Genomic DNA, 17,919 nt, shown 5'->3' with positions numbered 1-17,919 from the left:
GTGCTGGTTGCCGGCCTGCTGGCTGCCGGTGTGCTGGTAGCCGGTGTGTGGTGGTTGCCGGCCTGCTGGTGCGGCCGGTGTGGTGGCTGCCGGGCTGCGGGGCCGGCCGGTGCGGTGTTGCCGGGCTGCGGGGCCGGCCGGTGCGGCGGTGGCCGGTGATCACGGGATCGGGCCGGCGGGAGGGGTGAAGGGTCCCGGTCGCGGCTCGGCGACCGTCGGAACGGCGGTGCGGCGGTGTGTCGGAGGTTGCGGCCGGCTCAGCAGCGCAGCACGGTCGACCGGTCCTGGCCGGAGCCGGACCGTCGGTGCGACGCCCCTGGGTCGGCGCTGGTGCCGCCCTGCCCCGACTGCACGTACCGGATCGTCCTCGGTGGGGCCGTCGGATCGGCCCGGCGCTCGGTGCCTTGGCCGCCCCGCCCGGTCCGGACGAGCAACCCGTACGCCTCGGTTCCGCAGCCGGTCATCCACCGGCTGCTTCGGGACCGACCGGCGGGTACCCCTGCGGCCGGTGCGGTGCGGGCGGTGTCGTCGGTTCGAGCGGCCGGTGTGGTGCGCGCGGTGTCGTCGGTGCCGGCGGCCGATGAGGTACCGGCGGACGATGAGGTGTGGGCGGTGTCGCCGGTGGGGGCGGCCGGTGCGGTGTGGGCGATGGTGGCGGCGTGGAGCGCGGTGACCGGTGGCGTCCTGGCGGGGGGCACCTCGGGGCTGCCGACCTGCCCGGCCGGAGTGCCCGTCGCGGGCCGGGTGCCGGTGGCGTCGGTGGGCGGGTGGTAGGGCATCCCGACGTGCAGCAGCAGCGCGCAGACGACCAGGGGCCCGCTGGCGAGGAATCTGCGCCGCACCGCTCACCCCCAGGTCGAGACGGCTGCTCGCGCCACCACACGGCGACGTCGTGTGGTCAAACTCGCCGTGCGGGGATCGGTTACGGCCGGGTGCGCCGAACACCTGCGGGGTCGGGTCGTACCCGGACACGGGTACGGCCCCGGGGGAGGTGCCCCGGGGCCGTACGGTGGGTTCGGGTCAGCTGGTCGGGGAGACGTACAGCAGGAGGTTCGGCGAACCGCTGCCGGGGTTGCTGATGGTGCTCGGGGTGGCCGTGCTGACCAGGTAGTTGCGCACCTGGAGCGGGGTCCAGCTCGGGTTGTTGCTCAGCACCCGGGCGGCGGCACCGGCCACGTGCGGCGAGGCCATCGAGGTGCCGCTGATCGTGTTGGTCGCGGTGGTGCTGGTGTACCAGGCCGACAGGATCGACGAGCCCGGGGCGAAGATGTCCACGCAGGTGCCGTAGTTCGAGTACGAGGCCCGCGCCCCGTTGCTCTGCGTCGCGCCGACGGTGATCGCCGCGCCGACGGCGGCCGGCGAGGAGTTGCAGGCGTTGGCGTTGGAGTTGCCGGCGGCCACCGCGTAGGTGACGCCGTCGGCGATCGAGTTGGCCACCGCCGTGTTCAGCGAGGTGTTCAGGCCACCGCCGAGGCTCATGTTCGCCACCGCCGGCCGGCCCGGCTGGTGGTGCGAGGTGACCCAGTTGACGCCGGCGATGACGCCCGCGTTCGTGCCGCTGCCGGCGCAGTTGAGCACCCGTACCGCGATCAGTCGGACGCTCTTGGCCACCCCGTAGCGCAGGCCGCCGGTGGTGCCGGCGACGTGCGTGCCGTGGCCGTTGCAGTCGGCGGCCGGCAGCGCGTTGTCGACCGCGTCGTAGCCGTCGATGGCCCGGCCGCCGAAGTCGGTGTGGCTGGTCAGGATGCCGGTGTCGATGATGTAGGCGTCCACCCCGCTGCCGGTGCTGACGTAGCTGTAGGCGTTGTTCAGCGGCAGGGCGGTCTGGTCGATCCGGTCCAGTCCCCAGGGCGGGTTGACCTGGGTGACGTCGGCGGTGACCGTGTGGTTCTGCTCGACGAACTCGACCGCCGGGTCGGCGGCCAGCCGCTTCGCGGCCCGCTCGGTCAGGCTCGCCTCGAAGCCGTTGAGCGCGCTGCCGTACACCTGGGCCACCGTGCCGCCGTACCGCTTGGCCAGGCTGTCGGCCGAGCGGCCGACGGCGGCCTGCCGGGTGCCGGCCCGGCCACCCACGGCGCTGTCCTTGAGTACGACGATGTAGCTGGACGAGATGGCGGTGGCGCCGCCGGCGTGCCGGATCTCGCCGGTCGCCGGTGCGGCGGACACCGGTGTGCCGATCATCGTGGTGGCCATGGCCGAGGCGGTCAGTACGCCGAGAGCGGCCAGTCTGCGGGGGAGGGGCATCTGTTCTCCTCTGTCCACCGGGCCGGCCCGTGGCGGTGGCCACGGCACAACAGCCCTGATCCTGAGGAGAGACTATCGATCAATCTAAACCAAAGAATATATATCGGTTGGGTCATAGCGTGGCCGTGTGGACTCCCGCCGCCCACCCGGCCCCCGGCCGTGCCGCCGTGGGGGTGGGGTGAGCGGGGTGCCCCGCTCGACCGTATGCGTTAGGAGGGGGCCCTTCCTTACGGCTGGGCCAGGAGGGTGGCGAGGCGTTCGGCGACCGGTGGGGCGTGCAGGTGCAGCCGGGCCACGTTCACCGTGTCGCCGCCGACCACGGCGAGCAGCGCCTGGCTGCTGACCGCGTAGACACTCAGGTAGCCGTACTGGTTGCGGACCGTCGACTGCTGGAAGTGTCCCTGGCCCAGCCGCAGGCCGACCTGCCGGCCCAGCCCGTAGGTGGTCGCGGCGAGCGCGGCCAGGTCCTCGGGGTTCAGGTCGGCCGGGGCGTCGTGGGTGATGAGCAGGCCGTCCACGCCACCGAGCACGCTGCCGTGTACGCCGGGGATCTGCAGGCGCAGGTCGGTCAGCTCGGCCCCGATCGCCGGGTACGGCAACGACTGGTTGCCGGCCAGTGACGGCGGGTACCGGTTGGGCGGCGGGGTCTCCGGCCGCTGTGCGACCCGCCGGGGCAGGGCCGTGTCGCCGATGCTCACAGTTCCAGTTGCCCCTCGATGGTGCGCAGCTGGTGCCGGGCCAGGGCCAGGTTGGACCGGGTCTTGCTGAGCATCAGGTAGAGGAACAACCCCTTGCCGGTACGGCTGGTGAGCGGCCGGATGAGGTGGTACTGGTTGCCGAGGGTGATCAGCATGTCCTCCAGCTCGTCGTTGAGCTTGAGCATCTCGATGGTGCGCATCTTGGCCCGGACCACGTCGGTGTTGCCGGCCGCCGCGACGGTCAGGTCGATCTCCGGGGTGCCGCCGGCCACCCCGAGGGTCATCCCACTGGTGTAGTCGACCAGGGCGGCACCGATGGCGCCGTCGATGGTCATGATGTCCTTCAGTGCCGTGTCGAGGTTGGCCACGTTGCCTCCAGGGTGAGCAGGCGGTTCACGCCCGCGAAGCGTAGGGTGAGCACGCGGTGACGCCGTTGGCGATCTCGCGGGAATCCCGGCCGAGGTTCGCACATCTACCGGCCCGTCCGCATCTTGCACGGCACGTTAGGGTCTGACCGGTTTGATCCCGGTCGACTCCCGGCCGGGGCAGAAGCGCCGGCCGAAGGATGGCCGGGCCTCGGTCCACCTGCTAAAGCGCCAGGTTGAGGGCCGGTTCCGTCGTTTCGCCACGGGTGGCCGCCAGCGGCTCTACTGTGGATATCCTCGGAGACTTTTGCGGAACCGGTGGCGGCCGGGCGGTTCCCGGTGCACAGTGATCCCATGAGCGACAGCGGGCGTGGTGGGCGCTACTACTGGTGCACCCGACACCACCGGGTCGAGACGGATGCGGACCTCTGTGCCGCGCGCCATGTTCTCGGCCCGTACGCCTCCGCCGCCGACGCCGAGAACGCCCTGCAGACCGTGCGGGAGCGCAACGAGGCGTGGGAGGCCGAGGACGCCCGATGGGCCGGGGAGGACGAATAGACGGCGCGGGACTGCCCGCGTCGAGGAACTCCGTGCTCCGTGCGGAGCCACGCGAGAGCATGTCCCCAAGGAGGGAACCGAGATGGCCGAAGCACAGAAGGCCACCACCCGCCCGGCCGCCAAACGTACGACCGCGACGAAGACCACCACGGCGCAGCGGTCCACGGGCACGGCACGGTCCACCACGGCCGGGGCCAAGGCGCCTGCGCGCAAGACCGCCACCGGCCGCGCGCCGGCCAAGAAGGCAGCCACCGGGGCGAGCCGCTCACCGGCGAAGAAGACCGCCGGGGCCGCCGGCCGCTCCCCGGCGACGAAGACCACCGCCAAGAAGGCTCCGGCGAAGAAGACCACCACCCGCAAGACGACCTCCGCCGCCGCGAAGAAGGCGCCGGCCAGGAAGACCACGACGACGGCGAAGAAGGCCCCCGCCAAGGCCTCGACCGCCGCCCGGAAGGTCACCTCGGCGGCGAAGCGGACCACGGCGGCGGCCAAACGCACCACCTCGGCGGTGGCGAAGAAGGCCCCGGCGAAGAAGACGGCCACGAGCTCCACGGCGAAGAAGACCACCGCGAAGCGGACCACGGCCGCGAAGTCCACGGCGAAGAAGGCCCCGGCCAAGAAGACCACGGCGAGAACGGCACCGGCGAAGAAGGCCACGGCCAAGAAGGCACCGGCCAGGAAGGCCACGGCGAAGAAGGCCAGTGTCCGCAAGACCACCGCGCGCACCGGCACGACCCGCACCACCGCAGGCCGGGCACCGGCCAAGCCCAGCACGGCGCGGGCGACCGCCGCCCGCACGACCGCCCGCCGCGCCGCCGGCTGATCGGGCGACCCGCACCACCCCGGAGACCCGGGTACGTCCCGGCGGGGGCTCGACGTCGATCTGACCGGTCGGCGCCGAACCCCGCCGGGACGGGTCGGTTCCCCGACCCCGCGCCGGTGAGCGGAACGCGCCGTACGCTGCCAGGATTGGTCCGTGGTCATCCGACGCGTGCTGGCGCCCCGCATCGACTTCGGCGCTCTCCGCCGTGAGCTGGGTCTGCCCGAGAGTTTCCCGCCCGAGGCGCAGCGTGAGGCCGAGCAGGCCGCCGCGGCACCGCCCACGCCCGCCGTCGACCGGACCGACGTGCCGTTCGTCACCGTCGACCCGGCCGGCTCCCGCGACCTCGACCAGGCGATGCATCTCGCCCGTCGACCCGGTGGCGGTTTCCGGGTGCGGTACGCCATCGCCGACACCGCCGCGCACGTACCCGCCGGTGGTGCCCTGGAGGCGGAGATCTGGCGGCGGGGGCAGACCATCTATCTACCCGACGGCAACGTGCCGCTGCACCCGCACACCCTCAGCGAGGGCGCGGCCAGCCTGCTGCCCGACGTCGACCGGGCGGCCGTGCTGTGGACCATCGACCTGGACGCCGACGGCGGCACCGTCGCGGTCGAGCTGGAACGGGCCCGGGTACGCAGCCGCGCCCAGCTCGACTACGTCCGGGTGCAGGCCGACGCCGACGCCGGTCGGCTACCCGAGCCGATCGCCCTGCTGCCCCGGCTCGGCGCCCTGCTGACCGCCCGTGGCCTGCGCCGGGGTGCCGTCAACCTGCCCCTGCCCGAGCAGGACGTCGAGCCCGACGGCGACGGTTGGCGGCTGGTCCTGCGCCCGCCGGTGCCCATGGAGGAGCACAACGCGCAGATCTCCCTGCTCACCGGCATGGCCGCCGCCGAGATCATGCTGGCCGGGCGGATCGGACTGCTGCGTACCATGCCGGCGCCGAAACCCGAGGCGGTGCTCCGGTTGCGCGCCGCCGCCGTACCGCTGGGGGTGTCCTGGCCGGACGGGGTCGGCGTGGGGGAGATCCTCGCCGGGCTGGACCCGGCCCGGCCCCGGGAGGCCGCCTTCGTCGACCAGGCGGCCGAACTGATGCGCGGGGCCGCGTACACCGCCTTCGACGGCGAACTGCCCGAGCAGCCCGCCCACGGCGGGGTGGCCGCCGCGTACGCCCATGTCACCGCGCCGCTGCGGCGCCTCGCCGACCGGTACGCCACCGAGGTGTGCCTGGCGTTGCACGCGGGCCGGCCGGTGCCCGACCAGGTCCGCGCGGCGCTGCCGCGGCTGCCCGAGGTGATGACGGCCACCGACCGGACCGCCGGGGCGGCCAGCCGGGGCACGATCGAACTGGCCGAGGCGGTGCTGCTGGAACACCGGGTGGGTGAGGTCTTCGACGCGGCGGTGCTGGACGTGACCGTGCCGTCGTCGAACGGGCGACCGCGTCCGCCCGGCGGCACGGTGGCGGTGGACGACCCGCCGGTACGGGCCCGCTGCGCAGGCGAACTGCCCCTGGGTGAACGGGTCCGGGTCCGGCTGGTCACCGCCGACCCGACCCGTCGTACCGTGCTCTTCGAACGCGCCTGAGACCCGGCGGCGGGGTTTGTCGCAGGGGTGCGTGACTGCCGCCGGTGGGACGACTTTGCGAGGATGGCCACATGGCACACGACGCGAGCAGGCTGCCCGACGTATCCGGACTGACCGTCGGCATCATCGGTGGCACCGGTGACCAGGGGCGGGGGCTGGCCTACCGGTTCGCCCGGGCCGGACAGAGCGTGCTGATCGGCTCCCGGTCCGCCGAGCGGGCCGCCGACTCCGCCCGCGAGATCGCCGCCCTGCCGGGGATGCCCGCCGGGGCGAGGATCGACGGCGCGGACAACGTCGAGGTGGCCCGGCGCAGCGACGTGCTCGTCGTCGCGGTGCCCTGGGACGGCCACGAGACCGTCGTCGCCTCGCTGGCCGAGCCACTCGCCGGCAAGATCGTCATCGACTGCGTGAACCCGCTCGGCTTCGACAAGCAGGGCCCGTACGCGCTCACCGTCGCCGAGGGCAGCGCCGTGCAGCAGGCCGCCCGACTGCTGCCCGACTCCCGGGTCTGCGCGGCGTTCAACCACGTCAGCGCGCCCCTGCTGGCCGACCCGGAGGTCGACCGGATCGAGCTGGACGTGCTCATCTGCACCGAGGACCGCGACCTGGTCGACGTGGTCGCGGCGCTCGCCGCCCGCATCCCCGGCATGCGCGGGGTGTACGCGGGCCGGCTGCGCAACGCCCACCAGATCGAGGCGTTCACCGCCAACCTGATCGCCATCAACAAGCGCTACAAGACCCACGCCGGGATCCGCGTCACCGACCTCTGACACCGCACCCTGGTCCACGTGGCTCTGGTCCCGCGTCGCTCTGGTCCCGGGGTCGCTCTGGTCCCACGTCGCCCATTGCGTGCCCTGTTCCGCCCACCCGATCCACGTTGTAGTGGGGTTGCTGTCCGGGCCAGGCCACTACAACGTGGATTTTGCGTCCGCTGCTGCGGAAGAGGCCACTACAACGTTGTTCCTGCGTCCGGCCGCCCCGTTCCGGGTTGTAGTGGAGTTACTGTGCGGGGCGGGCCACTAGAACGTTGATTCTGCGTCTGCTCCTGCGGGGCAGGCCACTACAACGTTGTTTCTGTGTCCGCCGGGCTGCGGCTGGGGCTGCGGTGGTGGGGCAGCGGCGTTTGGTGTGCCGGGATGGCAGCGGGCCCCTTCCCGGGTGGGAAGGGGCCCGTCCGACGGGTACCGGAGATCAGAAGGTCGCCTTGACGCCGGCCTTCTCGCAGGCGGTGCCGAGGTCCTTGCTGGCCTTCTCGATGGCCTCGTTGTCGATGGCCGTCGCCGGGTCCGCCGCCGAGGCCGCCTTGGTGACCTCCGCGTTGAACGCCGTGAGCGCGGTGACCACCGGGCTGTCGGGGCTGCCGGTGGCGGCCGCGGCGGACATCTTCTGTGCCAGTTCGGTCATGACCTTCTTGGCATCGTCGGCCGAGGGGTCGTTGCCGCTGTCCATCGCGATCTTCATGATGGCCTGCTTCATCTCGGTGCTGGCCTTCGCCGCCTCCTCGCAGACCTCCTTGTCGCTGGCCGGGTCCGCCGGGGCGGCGGGAGCAGGGGACGAGGCGGCCGGAGCGGCGGACGTGGTGTCGGACGAGGTGGAGCCGGCGGAGGAGGTGGAGTCCTCCCCACCACAGGCGCTGAGGGCAAGAAGAGAGACGCAGGCGAGTACGACAGGAACGAGGCGCAGTTGATTCACGGGCCGGAACTCTAGCGGGTCCACTCAGGTCCGTGTCCCCGAACGACCCCCCTTGATCAACTTGAGATGTTTGGACACCCGCACGGGGGCCATCCGACGACGTCGGTTGCCGCTGCTGGTTGTTCTGCCGCCCGCCGCTGCTGGCGCGCCGCCGCCCGGCTGCTGGCGCGCCGCCGCCCGCCGGGCGCTGCCGGAGGTGGGTGAGAAGGGCTCCCCGCTATACCGGAAGCGTTAACAGGGGGCCCTTCCTTGCACCTTAGAAGGTGTGTTCGGGGGCGGGGAAGGTGCCGTCGCGGACCTCGTCGGCGAAGGTGCGGGCGGCCTGTGACAGGGTGCCGGCCAGGTCGGCGTAGCGCTTGACGAAGCGCGGGGCCTTCCCGGTGCGCAGGCCGGCCATGTCCTGCCAGACCAGCACCTGGGCGTCGGTCTCCGGGCCGGCGCCGATGCCCACGGTGGGGATGGCCAGCTCGGCGGTGACCCGCTTGGCCACCTCGCCGGGGACCATCTCCAGCACCACCGCGAACGCGCCCGCCCCGGCCACCGCGCGGGCGTCGGCGAGCACCTCCTCGGCGCTGTCACCGCGCCCCTGCACGCGGTACCCGCCGATGGTGTGCTCCCGCTGCGGGGTGAACCCGATGTGTGCCATCACCGGGATGCCGGCGCCGGTGATCGCCTCGATCTGGGCCGCGCAGCGCCGGCCGCCCTCCAGCTTGACGGCGTGGCAGCCGCCTTCCTTCATGAACCGTACGGCCGTGCGCAGCGCCTGCGTCGGGCTCTCCTCGTACGAGCCGAAGGGCAGGTCGCCGACGACCATCGTCTGCCGGGTGGCCCGGACCACGGCACGCACCAGCGGCAGCAGCTCCTCGACGGTGACCGGCACCGTGGTCTCGTACCCGAAGACGTTGTTCGCCGCCGAGTCGCCGACCAGCAGCACCGGCACCCCGGCGGTGTCGAAGATCGACGCCGTGTACTGGTCGTACGAGGTGAGCATCGACCACCGCTCGCCGCGCTCCTTGGCGGCGAACAGGTCGCGGGTACGGACCCGGCGGGTCGCCGGACCGCCGTACAGGGCGGTCACCTCCGCCGGTGTCGGGTCGACTGTGCGTGTCGGGTCGGCTGTGGGCGTGGACTCCACCATGACTGTCTCCTCTCCTCGAGGCCGCTGGCGCGGTCCCCGGGCTTCGCCCCGATCGTTGCACCGGGGCGGGCCCGACGGACAGGCGACAGTGCAGGATGTCACTCGCCGCGTTCGCGCCACCGGTTGGTGATCGGCAGCCGGCGGTCCCGGCCGAACGCCTTCATCGAGATCTTCGTACCCGGGGCGGACTGCCGGCGCTTGTACTCGGCGGTGTCCACCATCCGCAGGACCTTGTCCACCACCGCCGCGTCGTGGCCGGCCCGGACCAGGCCGTCGCGCCCCAGGTCGCCGTCGACGTAGCCGATCAGGATCGGGTCGAGCACGTCGTAGTCGGGCAGGGTGTCGCTGTCCAGCTGACCCGGGCTCAGCTCGGCGCTGGGCGGCTTGCCGATCGAGTTCTCCGGGATCGGCGGGGTCTCGCCACGTCGGGTGGCCTCGGCGTTGCGCCACTTCGCCAGCCGCCAGACCAGCGTCTTCCAGACGTCCTTGATCGGGTTGAACCCGCCTACCGAGTCGCCGTACAGGGTGGAGTAGCCGACCGCCAGTTCGCTCTTGTTGCCGGTGGTCAGCACCAGCGGGCCCTCCTGGTTCGACAGGGCCATCAGGATCACCCCACGGACCCGGGCCTGGAGGTTCTCCACCGCCACCCCGGAGAGCGACAGGTTGGCCAGGAAGGTGTCCACCATCGGCTGGATCGGCTCCACCCGGAAGTCCAGTCCGGTGCGCTTGGCCAGGTCGGCGGCATCCTCCCGGGAGTGCTCCGAGGAGTGCTGGCTGGGCATCGACACCCCGACCACCCGCTGCGGGCCGAGCGCGTCGACGGCCAGGGCGGCGACCACCGCCGAGTCGATGCCGCCGGAGAGGCCGAGCACCACCGACGGGAACCGGTTCTTGTCGACGTAGTCGCGCAGCCCGAGCACCAGGGCATGCCACACCTCGGCCTCGTCGGCGACCGGCTCGATGACACCGCCGGCGTCGGTGGGCTGGCCCGGTGCCGGCAGCTCGGCGTCGACCGTGACCCGCGTCAGCCGCATCCCGTCGGGCAGCGCACCGTCACCGGTGGCCGCCGCGCCCGCCGCCGGCAACTCCAGGTCCTGCACCAGCAGGTGCTCGACGAACTGCGGGGCCCGGGTCAGCAGCGTGCCGTCGGCGGTCACGATCATCGAGTCGCCCTCGAAGACCAACTCGTCCTGGCCGCCGGTCAGGTTGACGTACGCGATGGTGGCCCCCGCCTCGGCGGCCCGGCGGCGGACCATCGGCAGCCGCAGGTCGTCCTTGTTCAACTCGTACGGCGAGCCGTTGATGTTGACCACCAGCCCGACCCCGGCGGCGCGGGCGGCGGCGAACGGGCCGCCGGCCTGCCACAGGTCCTCGCAGATGGTCAGGGTCACGTCCACCCCACCCAACCGGATGACGGTGAGGGTGTCGCCGGGCACGAAGTAGCGGTCCTCGTCGAAGACCCCGTAGTTGGGCAGGTGGTGCTTGAAGTAGGTGGCCACCACCGCACCGCCGTGCAGCAGCGCGGCGGCGTTGCGGGCCCCCCGGCCCGGCTGGGCGTCCCCGCTCACCTGCGGCGGCCCGTCGGCGTCCAGGTAGCCGACCACCACCGCGACCTCGCCCAGGCCGTCGGCGGCCAGCGCGGCGGCCAGGGACTCCAACGCCGCCTTCGACGCCGCCACGAACGACCGCCGGAAGACCAGGTCCTCGACCGGGTACCCGGTGAGCACCATCTCCGGGAAGGCGACGAGCTGGGCGCCGGCCCCGGCGGCCCGAGCGGTCCAGGAGCGGATCAGCTCGGCGTTGCCGGCGAGGTCGCCGACGCTCGGGTTGACCTGGCAGAGAGCGAGACGCAGGGTGGGCATGACCCTCATCTTGCCCCAGCCGCCGGACCCAAACACCCTCGGCCAGGTTTGCCCGCCACCGGGGCCGGGCAGTCCGACGACGACGGCTCGCCGCGCCCCGGCGCACCCGGGGCGGGGGTGCCGACCGGCGGATGGGACACGGCGGGACGGGGTGCCACGGGGTCGCGTAACGTCTGCTTAACGGGGTCAGTGGAGACTGGGCGGTCAGTCGCGCCGACCCAGCCGGTGGCGGAGAAGTGTGTCGCGGAGGAGTGGTAGTGGACCGTCAGCAGGAGTTCGTCCTCCGTACGCTGGAAGAGCGCGACATCCGGTTCGTCCGGCTGTGGTTCACCGACGTGCTGGGCACCCTCAAGAGCGTCTCGGTGGCACCGGCCGAGCTGGAGTCGGCCTTCGACGAGGGCATCGGCTTCGACGGTTCGGCGATCGAGGGCTTCGCCCGGGTCTTCGAGTCGGACATGGTGGCCATGCCCGACCCGACCACCTTCCAGGTCTTCCCCTTCGAGGGCGGGGTCAGCGGCGAGAGCGCCCGGATGTTCTGCGACATCCTGCTGCCCGACGGCGGGCCCTCCTGGGCCGACCCCCGGCACGTGCTGCGCCGGATGCTCTCCAAGGCCGCCGACAAGGGCTTCACCTTCTACACCCACCCGGAGATCGAGTTCTTCCTGCTGGAGAACGGCCCGGCCGACGGCACGGTGCCGATCCCGGTGGACACCGGCGGCTACTTCGAGCACACCACCCACGCGGTGGCCCGGGACTTCCGCCGACAGGCGGTGCTGGCCCTGGAACGGATCGGCATCTCGGTGGAGTTCAGCCACCACGAGGTGGCCCCCGGCCAGCAGGAGATCGACCTGCGCTACGCCGACGCGCTGACCACCGCCGACAACATCATGACCTTCCGGCACGTGGTCAAGGAGGTGGCGCTCTCCACCGGGGTGCAGGCCAGCTTCATGCCGAAGCCCTTCACCGACCAGCCCGGCAGCGGCATGCACACCCACCTGTCGCTCTTCGAGGGCGAGCGCAACGCGTTCCACGACGGTGGCGACCCGATGAAGCTGTCCAAGGTGGCCAAGTCGTTCATCGCCGGTCTGCTGATGCACGCCCGGGAGTACACCGCCGTCACCAACCAGTGGGTCAACTCGTACAAGCGGCTCTTCCCGCAGGCGTTGCCGGACCGGATCACCGAGAGCCCGGCGTACGTCTGCTGGGGTCACCTCAACCGGTCCGCGTTGGTCCGCGTCCCCGCCTACGGCAAGCCCAACTCGGCCCGGGTGGAGGTCCGCTCGCTGGACGCGGCGACCAACCCGTACCTCGCCTTCGCGGTCATGCTCGGTGCCGGCCTGAAGGGCATCGAGGAGGGCTACGAGCTGCCGCCGGGCGCCGAGGACGACGTCTGGGCGCTGTCCAACGCCGAGCGCAAGGCGATGGGGTACGAAGCCCTGCCGGAGAACCTCGCCGAGGCGATCGACGTGATGGCCGGCTCCGAGCTGGTCGCCGAGGTGCTCGGCGAGCACGTCTTCGACTTCTTCCTGCGCAACAAGCGGGCCGAGTGGGAGCAGTACCGCCGCGAGGTCACCCCCTACGAGCGCCAGCGCTACCTGTCGCTGTAGGCCCTCCTGCGGCGCAGGCGGGTCTGAAACCCGACTGCGTTCCGGACGTCGGTCGGTGATCATGGCGGGTCCGCCGTTCTCTGGGAGGACCCGTGCCCGACACGCTCAGCTACGCCGACGCGGTACGTCTGCTCGGCGGAGGGAAGAGCAGGTTCGTCGACTGGGCCGACAAGGTGGTCGGGTGGACCCTGCTGGGATCGTCGGCCGCCGGGGTCTCCGACGCCCTGGGCATCTTCGACGCCAAGGTCGAGCTGGTCCGGCTCGGCCACGACCTGGTCCGTACCGTCGCCGAGCAACGTTCCGGCCTGTCCCGGTACGGGCGCACGCAACGGCTGGCGGCGGCGCACGCGGTCATCGTGGTGACCGCCTTCTTCGAGGCACTGGAGCAGGCCGAGCTGCCGATCGACCTGACCCGGGCCCGGATCACCGCCGCGGAGCAGTTGTCGCTGGCGGGGGCGGGGCCGGCCGACCCGCAGGCGTTCACCGAGGCGCTCTTCGCCACCGCCGCGCCGGTGCCCGGCCCGCACCTGCCGTACCCGCGGTTCCGCACGGCGGTGACCGCCTTCCACCGGACGCTGGTGGAGCGGTTGCGGCACTTCCTGTCCGGGTTGGTGGTCAGGGATGAGGCCGGCCCGGCGCGCTGGCGGGAGACCGAGGAGCGGCTGGCCGAGCTGCCCGAGCGGGCCGCCGACCGGCACCGGGAGTTGCTGACCCAGCTCGCCGTGGACTTTCCCGAGGTGGGCTTCTGGCTCGGGCTGCACGAGCACGAGGCCACCCGGGACCAGGTCGAAGCCACCCGCGAGCAGGTCGAGGCCGCCCGGGAGCAGGTGCGGGTGCTCGCCGCAGGTCTGCACGAGATGGGCCGGCTGCTGCGGGAGATCTCCACCGGGGGTCCGGCGGAGCAGATGCGGGCCGCGCTCGCCGCCGCGTACAGCGCCGAGCTGGACCGCCCGGTCATCTCCTCAGGTGAGGTGCCCGCCGGGTTGCGGGTGCCGACCCTCGGTGCGGCGTACCTGCCGCCGCTGTGCCGGATCGTCGCGCTGGACCCCGGGTCCCGGCCGAGTGACGACTCCTGGTGGGCCGAGCCACCGCTGCGCCACGACCTGTGGCAGGCCCTCGTGGTGCACCTCACCGCACCCGGCGCCGTACACGCGCCGTTGCTGGTGCTCGGCCAGCCCGGCTCGGGCAAGTCGGTGCTGACCCGGGTGCTGGCCGCCCAGCTGCCGGCCGCCGACTTCCTGGTGGTACGGGTGGTCCTGCGGGAGGTGTCCGCCGAGGGCGAGGTGCAGGACCAGATCGAGCAGGCCGTCCGTCAGGACACCGGGGAACGGGTCGAGTGGCCTGCGCTGTCCCGGTCGGCCGGGGACGCCCTGCCGGTCGTGCTGCTGGACGGCTTCGACGAGCTGCTCCAGGCGACCGGGGTCAGCCAGACCGACTATCTCCTGCGGGTGGCCGCCTTCCAACGCCGCGAGGCCGACCAGGGACGTCCGGTCGCGGTGCTGGTCACCAGCCGGACCACCGTCGCCGACCGGGCCCAGGCACCGCCGGGCACGGTCGCGGTGCGGCTGGAACCCTTCGACGAGCAGCGGGTCCGCGCCTGGGTACGGACCTGGAACCGGACCAACCACACCGCGTTCCGGCAGGTCGGTGTGCAGCCATTGGATCCGGAGCTGGTCCTGGCCCATCCGGACCTGGCCGAGCAACCCCTGCTGCTGCTGATGCTGGCCCTGTACGACGTCGAGGGCAACGCGCTGCGGGCCGCCGGGGAGTTGCGCCGGGGTGAGCTGTACGAGCGGCTGCTGCGCCGGTTCGTCCGCCGGGAGGTGGCCAAGCACCGGGTCGGGCTGCCCGACCGGGAACTGGACCTCGCGGTCGAGGAGGAGCTGCGTCGGCTGGCGGTGGTGGCGTTCGCCATGTTCAACCGGCGGGCCCAGCACGTCACCGAGCGGGAGCTGGAGGTCGACCTGGCAGCGCTGCCCTTCGGCGGCCGGAGCGTGGGCGAGCGGGCCGGGCTGCGTACTCCGCTGCGCGCGGCCGAACTGCTGCTCGGCCGGTTCTTCTTCGTCCACCGCTCGCGGGCCTCGGCCGGCGACGACCGGCGGGAGACCTACGAGTTCCTGCACGCCACCTTCGGCGAGTACCTGGTGGCCCGGTTCACCTGGACGGTGGTCGACGACATCGTGTGGCCCGGGAGACCGTGAGCAGCCTCGGGGTGACCGACGCTCCGGTCGACGATCTGCTGCACGCCCTGCTGTCACACACGGTGTTGACCGTCCGCGCCCCGGTGCTCGCCTTCCTGACCGAGCGGCTGGACACCCGGGGCGAGGACGGGCGGAGGGCCTGGACCCAGGTACTGCTGGGACTGTTCCGCCAGGCCCCGTACGTGACCGCCGCCCGGCGGTACGACACCTACCGCCCACGGCCGCTGCGGGTCACCGCGCGCTACGCCGCCTACGAGGCGAACCTGCTGTTGCTGACCATCTGCGCGGCCGGCGAGGTCTCCGCCCGGAGTCTGTACCCGGACACCACCGAGGTGGTCGAGGCGTGGCGGGCCCAGGTGCGGCTCTGGCGCTCGCAGCTCGGCAAGGAGGGCTGGCAGAGCATGGCCGACTGGCTCGCCCTCGACCGGCGCCGCGACGACCAGGGACGGTACGTGGTGGTGTCCCGCGACGACGGCACCTTCGTCGTTTCCCCGGTCGACCTGCACTGGACCTACGACCGCGACCAGCCCGGGCCGTTCGTCCACGTCGTTACCGACCTCGGCGCGCGGTCTGCGCGAGGGGTGCACCTGGAGTGCGGGGTGGCCGACGACACGCTGCGGCACGCCCTCGAACCGCTGGTGGAACGGCTGCCGTCGGCGCTGGAGCAGATGGTCGGGCGCTGGCCGGATGTCATGCCCTAGGTGGCCCACGCTCTGCTCGACGTCTGGTTGCTGCCCCGGCATGCCACCACCCCGGAGGAACGATCGGCGGCGTACTACCGGTGCGCGGCCATCGTCAACCTGGCGCGGGACGCCTTTGGTAGACGCGAGACCGTTGAGTACGTGCGGCTGCTGCTCGACCGCCTGTCGGTCGATCCGCAGGTGGCACCAGGGGTGGTGGCCGACGTTCTCGAGGCGTGCGACGTCTCGTTCGATCTGAGTTCGGAGCGGGCTGCCTTCCGCTGCGTCCTGGCAACCCTCGGCAAGGATCACCTGGTCGATGTCCGGTTGGCCGAGCTGTTCCGCCACTGGAACCCTGTTTCGCGGGACGACCTCTCCATCGAGATGCTGGTGCGGTTCAGGGAGCTCGGCCTCCACCGGGGGAGGATCGACCCCGACGAAGCCGCTCGCTTCCGGGAGCGGTACGGCCACCGCCGGCCCGATCTGGTCGTACGCCTGGCAGAGTTGGCCGGCAGTGCGGGCGAGTCGGCGTCAGGCCGCCGGTCCGACGGTGACACCGACATCGCCCAGGCCGGAAGACCCTGACGGCAGTGCTCCGGGTGCCGTCTCCGGACTCTGACGACAGTGCTCCGGGTGCCCGTCTCCGGACTCTGACGGCAGCGATCCGGGTGCCCGTCTCCGGCGGACGGACGGGCCGGCCGCTGGCGTACCGGATGCGAGCGGTACGCCAGCGGCCGTGGGGTCACTCGCCGGTCTTGTCGGCACCGGCGCCGGGGTGACCGCCGCGACCCGGTCCCCCGCCGCCGGGGAAGACGCCGGACTCGACGGCCTTGGTGATCGCGTCGGCCTGCTCCTGGGTGAGCTTGCCCTCCTCGACCGCCGTGGCCAGCCGCTCCTTCAGCTTCTCCTGGCGGTCGGCGGCGTCCCCGCCGCGCTCGCCCTTCTCGCCGCGCTCGCCGCGCTCGCCCTTGCCGGGCCACTCGGGGCGGTCGCCCTGGTGCTCCTCGCGCAGCTTCTCCAGCGCCGCGGTGACCTTGTCGGTGTCCACCCCCAGCTCCTTGGCCAGCGCCTCGGCGAACTCGGCCTGCCGGTCGGCGTGCCGCTGCTCCCGGTCGGTGCCGGCGTCGGCGCTCGCGCTGGGTGACGGGCTGGGGTCGTTGGCGAACGCCATGGTCGGGGCCGCGATCCCCACCCCGAGTACGCCGGCGGCGGCGATGCTGGCCAGGACGTGCTTCTTCGACATCGTGCGGGACATGTAGTCCTCCAACTGTCGGTGATGATCTGACTGACCCAACGTGACCTCCCGGGCTGGACGGGACCCGTGGCGACCCTGTCACCCAGCTGAAAGTTTCTCCGCCCGGCTGGGAAAACCCGTTGAACGGGCCGGTCGGGTCGGTCAGGGTGGTGCCGATTGCCACCAATGGAGGTGCCCCGATGACAAACACCCCGATCCGGGAGATTTCCCTTCCGGGGGGCGTCGGCCCGTACGGGATCACCGTCGGGCCCGATGCGGCGCTCTGGCTCACCCTGGTCGGTTCGGACGCCGTCGGCCGGTTCACCACCGACGGCGGGCTGCGCACGTACCCGGTCGACGTCGGGGCCCGACCGTTGGTCATCACCGCCGGGCCGGACGCGGCGCTCTGGTTCACCCGCTCCGGCGACCACCGGATCGGCCGGCTCACCGTCGACGGGGAGCAGACGTCGTACCCGCTGCCGGCCGGAACCGCACCCGGCGGGATCGCCGCCGGTCCCGACGGGGCCCTCTGGTACGCCGGGATGGCCAGCGACGTGGTCGGCCGGCTCACCACCGACGGCCAGGTGACCGAGTTTGCGCTGCCGGTGACCGGCGGGATGCCGTCGATGGTGGCCGCCGGCGGCGACGACGCCGTCTGGTTCACCCTCAACCAGGCGCACGCGATCGGCCGGATCGACCCGGCCGGCGAGGTGACCCTGCACGCCCTGCCGACGGCGCAGGCCGCACCGGTGGGCATCACCCCCGGCGTCGACGGGGCGCTCTGGTTCGTCGAGATCGCCGCCGGTCAGGTCGGCCGGATCAGCCCCGACGGCCGGATCGACGAGTACCCGCTGCCGGACCGCGCGGCCCGGCCACACGCGATCGTCGCCGACCCGGCCGGCGGCTGCTGGTTCACCGAGTGGGCCGGCAACCGGATCGGCCACGTCCGCCCCGACGGCACGATCGACGGGTACGACCTGCCGACGCCGGGCAGCGAACCGCACGGCCTCACCGTGGCCGGCGACCGTACCGTCTGGGCTGCCCTGGAATCCGGCGCGCTGGCCCACCTGACGCCCGGCTGACCCGGTGCCGGCGCGCGGGGTGGCGCGGTGTCAGCGGACGGGGTGGCGTACCCCGCGCTCGGTTGACCTGGTGTCAGCGCGCGGTGGCGCACCTGAGGTCCGGCTGACCCGGTGCCAGCGCGGTGGCACCCGCTGACGTCCGGTTGACCTGGCG

At 72.6% G+C, this 17,919-nt stretch carries 17 protein-coding genes; 9 read left to right on the top strand and 8 right to left on the bottom strand.

Translation table 11 applies throughout. The features are described from left to right. Positions 1-257 precede the first annotated feature (257 nt). The 4 genes from GA0070617_RS21275 to GA0070617_RS21260 all read right to left on the bottom strand — a co-directional run bounded on the left by GA0070617_RS21275 (position 258) and on the right by GA0070617_RS21260 (position 3,310). Positions 258-842 (bottom strand): hypothetical protein, encoded by a 585-nt coding sequence (locus tag GA0070617_RS21275; RefSeq protein WP_091441553.1) that lies wholly within the window; start codon positions 840-842, stop codon positions 258-260. 178 nt (positions 843-1,020) lie between these two features. After that, positions 1,021-2,244: a S8 family peptidase gene (locus tag GA0070617_RS21270; protein ID WP_091441550.1), complete on the bottom strand. Its 1,224-nt coding sequence runs from the start codon at positions 2,242-2,244 to the stop codon at positions 1,021-1,023. A 227-nt stretch (positions 2,245-2,471) separates the two neighbouring features. Further along, complete coding sequence (locus GA0070617_RS21265; RefSeq protein ID WP_091441548.1) at positions 2,472-2,942, bottom strand: roadblock/LC7 domain-containing protein; 471 nt, start codon at positions 2,940-2,942, stop codon at positions 2,472-2,474. Further along, on the bottom strand, positions 2,939-3,310 hold the full coding sequence (locus GA0070617_RS21260; RefSeq protein ID WP_091441545.1) for a hypothetical protein: 372 nt from the start codon (positions 3,308-3,310) through the stop codon (positions 2,939-2,941). Before GA0070617_RS21260 ends, GA0070617_RS21265 begins: the two co-directional genes overlap by 4 nt. A 351-nt stretch (positions 3,311-3,661) precedes the next feature. Here GA0070617_RS21260 and GA0070617_RS21255 point away from each other — a divergent pair, with 351 nt between their 5' ends. From GA0070617_RS21255 to npdG, 4 genes are all read left to right on the top strand, one after another. Further along, positions 3,662-3,865, top strand: a complete 204-nt coding sequence (locus GA0070617_RS21255; RefSeq protein WP_091446894.1) for a hypothetical protein — start codon at positions 3,662-3,664, stop codon at positions 3,863-3,865. An 82-nt stretch (positions 3,866-3,947) separates the two neighbouring features. After that, the gene (locus GA0070617_RS21250) at positions 3,948-4,688 is read left to right on the top strand and encodes a hypothetical protein (RefSeq protein WP_091441543.1); all 741 of its coding nucleotides are present in this window, start codon (positions 3,948-3,950) and stop codon (positions 4,686-4,688) included. A gap of 153 nt (positions 4,689-4,841) precedes the next feature. Continuing rightward, positions 4,842-6,269, top strand: a complete 1,428-nt coding sequence (locus tag GA0070617_RS21245; RefSeq protein ID WP_091441540.1) for an RNB domain-containing ribonuclease — start codon at positions 4,842-4,844, stop codon at positions 6,267-6,269. 71 nt (positions 6,270-6,340) lie between these two features. After that, positions 6,341-7,039, top strand: a complete 699-nt coding sequence (gene npdG, locus GA0070617_RS21240; RefSeq protein ID WP_091441538.1) for an NADPH-dependent F420 reductase — start codon at positions 6,341-6,343, stop codon at positions 7,037-7,039. A gap of 421 nt (positions 7,040-7,460) precedes the next feature. On the opposite strand, the gene GA0070617_RS30725 is transcribed toward npdG, so the two are convergent. From GA0070617_RS30725 to GA0070617_RS21220, 3 genes are all read right to left on the bottom strand, one after another. Then, positions 7,461-7,961, bottom strand: coding sequence for a hypothetical protein (locus GA0070617_RS30725; RefSeq protein WP_175440611.1), 501 nt, complete (start codon positions 7,959-7,961; stop codon positions 7,461-7,463). A 256-nt stretch (positions 7,962-8,217) separates the two neighbouring features. Beyond that, positions 8,218-9,099 (bottom strand): 3-methyl-2-oxobutanoate hydroxymethyltransferase, encoded by an 882-nt coding sequence (panB, locus tag GA0070617_RS21225; protein ID WP_091441526.1) that lies wholly within the window; start codon positions 9,097-9,099, stop codon positions 8,218-8,220. Positions 9,100-9,197: 98 nt separating this feature from the next. Beyond that, on the bottom strand, positions 9,198-10,961 hold the full coding sequence (locus GA0070617_RS21220) for an NAD+ synthase (protein WP_091441522.1): 1,764 nt from the start codon (positions 10,959-10,961) through the stop codon (positions 9,198-9,200). A gap of 257 nt (positions 10,962-11,218) precedes the next feature. Here GA0070617_RS21220 and glnA point away from each other — a divergent pair, with 257 nt between their 5' ends. The 4 genes from glnA to GA0070617_RS21200 all read left to right on the top strand — a co-directional run bounded on the left by glnA (position 11,219) and on the right by GA0070617_RS21200 (position 16,034). Continuing rightward, positions 11,219-12,568 (top strand): type I glutamate--ammonia ligase, encoded by a 1,350-nt coding sequence (gene glnA / locus GA0070617_RS21215; protein ID WP_091446891.1) that lies wholly within the window; start codon positions 11,219-11,221, stop codon positions 12,566-12,568. 92 nt (positions 12,569-12,660) lie between these two features. Further along, the gene (locus GA0070617_RS21210; RefSeq protein ID WP_091441518.1) at positions 12,661-14,769 is read left to right on the top strand and encodes an NACHT domain-containing protein; all 2,109 of its coding nucleotides are present in this window, start codon (positions 12,661-12,663) and stop codon (positions 14,767-14,769) included. A gap of 11 nt (positions 14,770-14,780) precedes the next feature. Further along, entirely contained in the window at positions 14,781-15,470 is a 690-nt protein-coding gene (locus GA0070617_RS21205; RefSeq protein WP_139135729.1) for a hypothetical protein, read from the top strand. Between the two features lie 141 nt (positions 15,471-15,611). Then, on the top strand, positions 15,612-16,034 hold the full coding sequence (locus tag GA0070617_RS21200; RefSeq protein WP_139135728.1) for a hypothetical protein: 423 nt from the start codon (positions 15,612-15,614) through the stop codon (positions 16,032-16,034). Between the two features lie 157 nt (positions 16,035-16,191). On the opposite strand, the gene GA0070617_RS21195 is transcribed toward GA0070617_RS21200, so the two are convergent. Further along, the gene (locus GA0070617_RS21195; protein WP_091446889.1) at positions 16,192-16,704 is read right to left on the bottom strand and encodes a hypothetical protein; all 513 of its coding nucleotides are present in this window, start codon (positions 16,702-16,704) and stop codon (positions 16,192-16,194) included. 179 nt (positions 16,705-16,883) lie between these two features. Here GA0070617_RS21195 and GA0070617_RS21190 point away from each other — a divergent pair, with 179 nt between their 5' ends. After that, the gene (locus tag GA0070617_RS21190) at positions 16,884-17,765 is read left to right on the top strand and encodes a Vgb family protein (RefSeq protein ID WP_091441507.1); all 882 of its coding nucleotides are present in this window, start codon (positions 16,884-16,886) and stop codon (positions 17,763-17,765) included. Positions 17,766-17,919 lie beyond the last annotated feature (154 nt).

It is taken from the genome of Micromonospora yangpuensis (assembly GCF_900091615.1).
GTDB classification, from domain to species: domain Bacteria; phylum Actinomycetota; class Actinomycetes; order Mycobacteriales; family Micromonosporaceae; genus Micromonospora; species Micromonospora yangpuensis.
The sequence above is the reverse complement of the archived record's forward strand: the minus strand, read 5'-3'. Positions and strand labels throughout refer to the sequence as shown.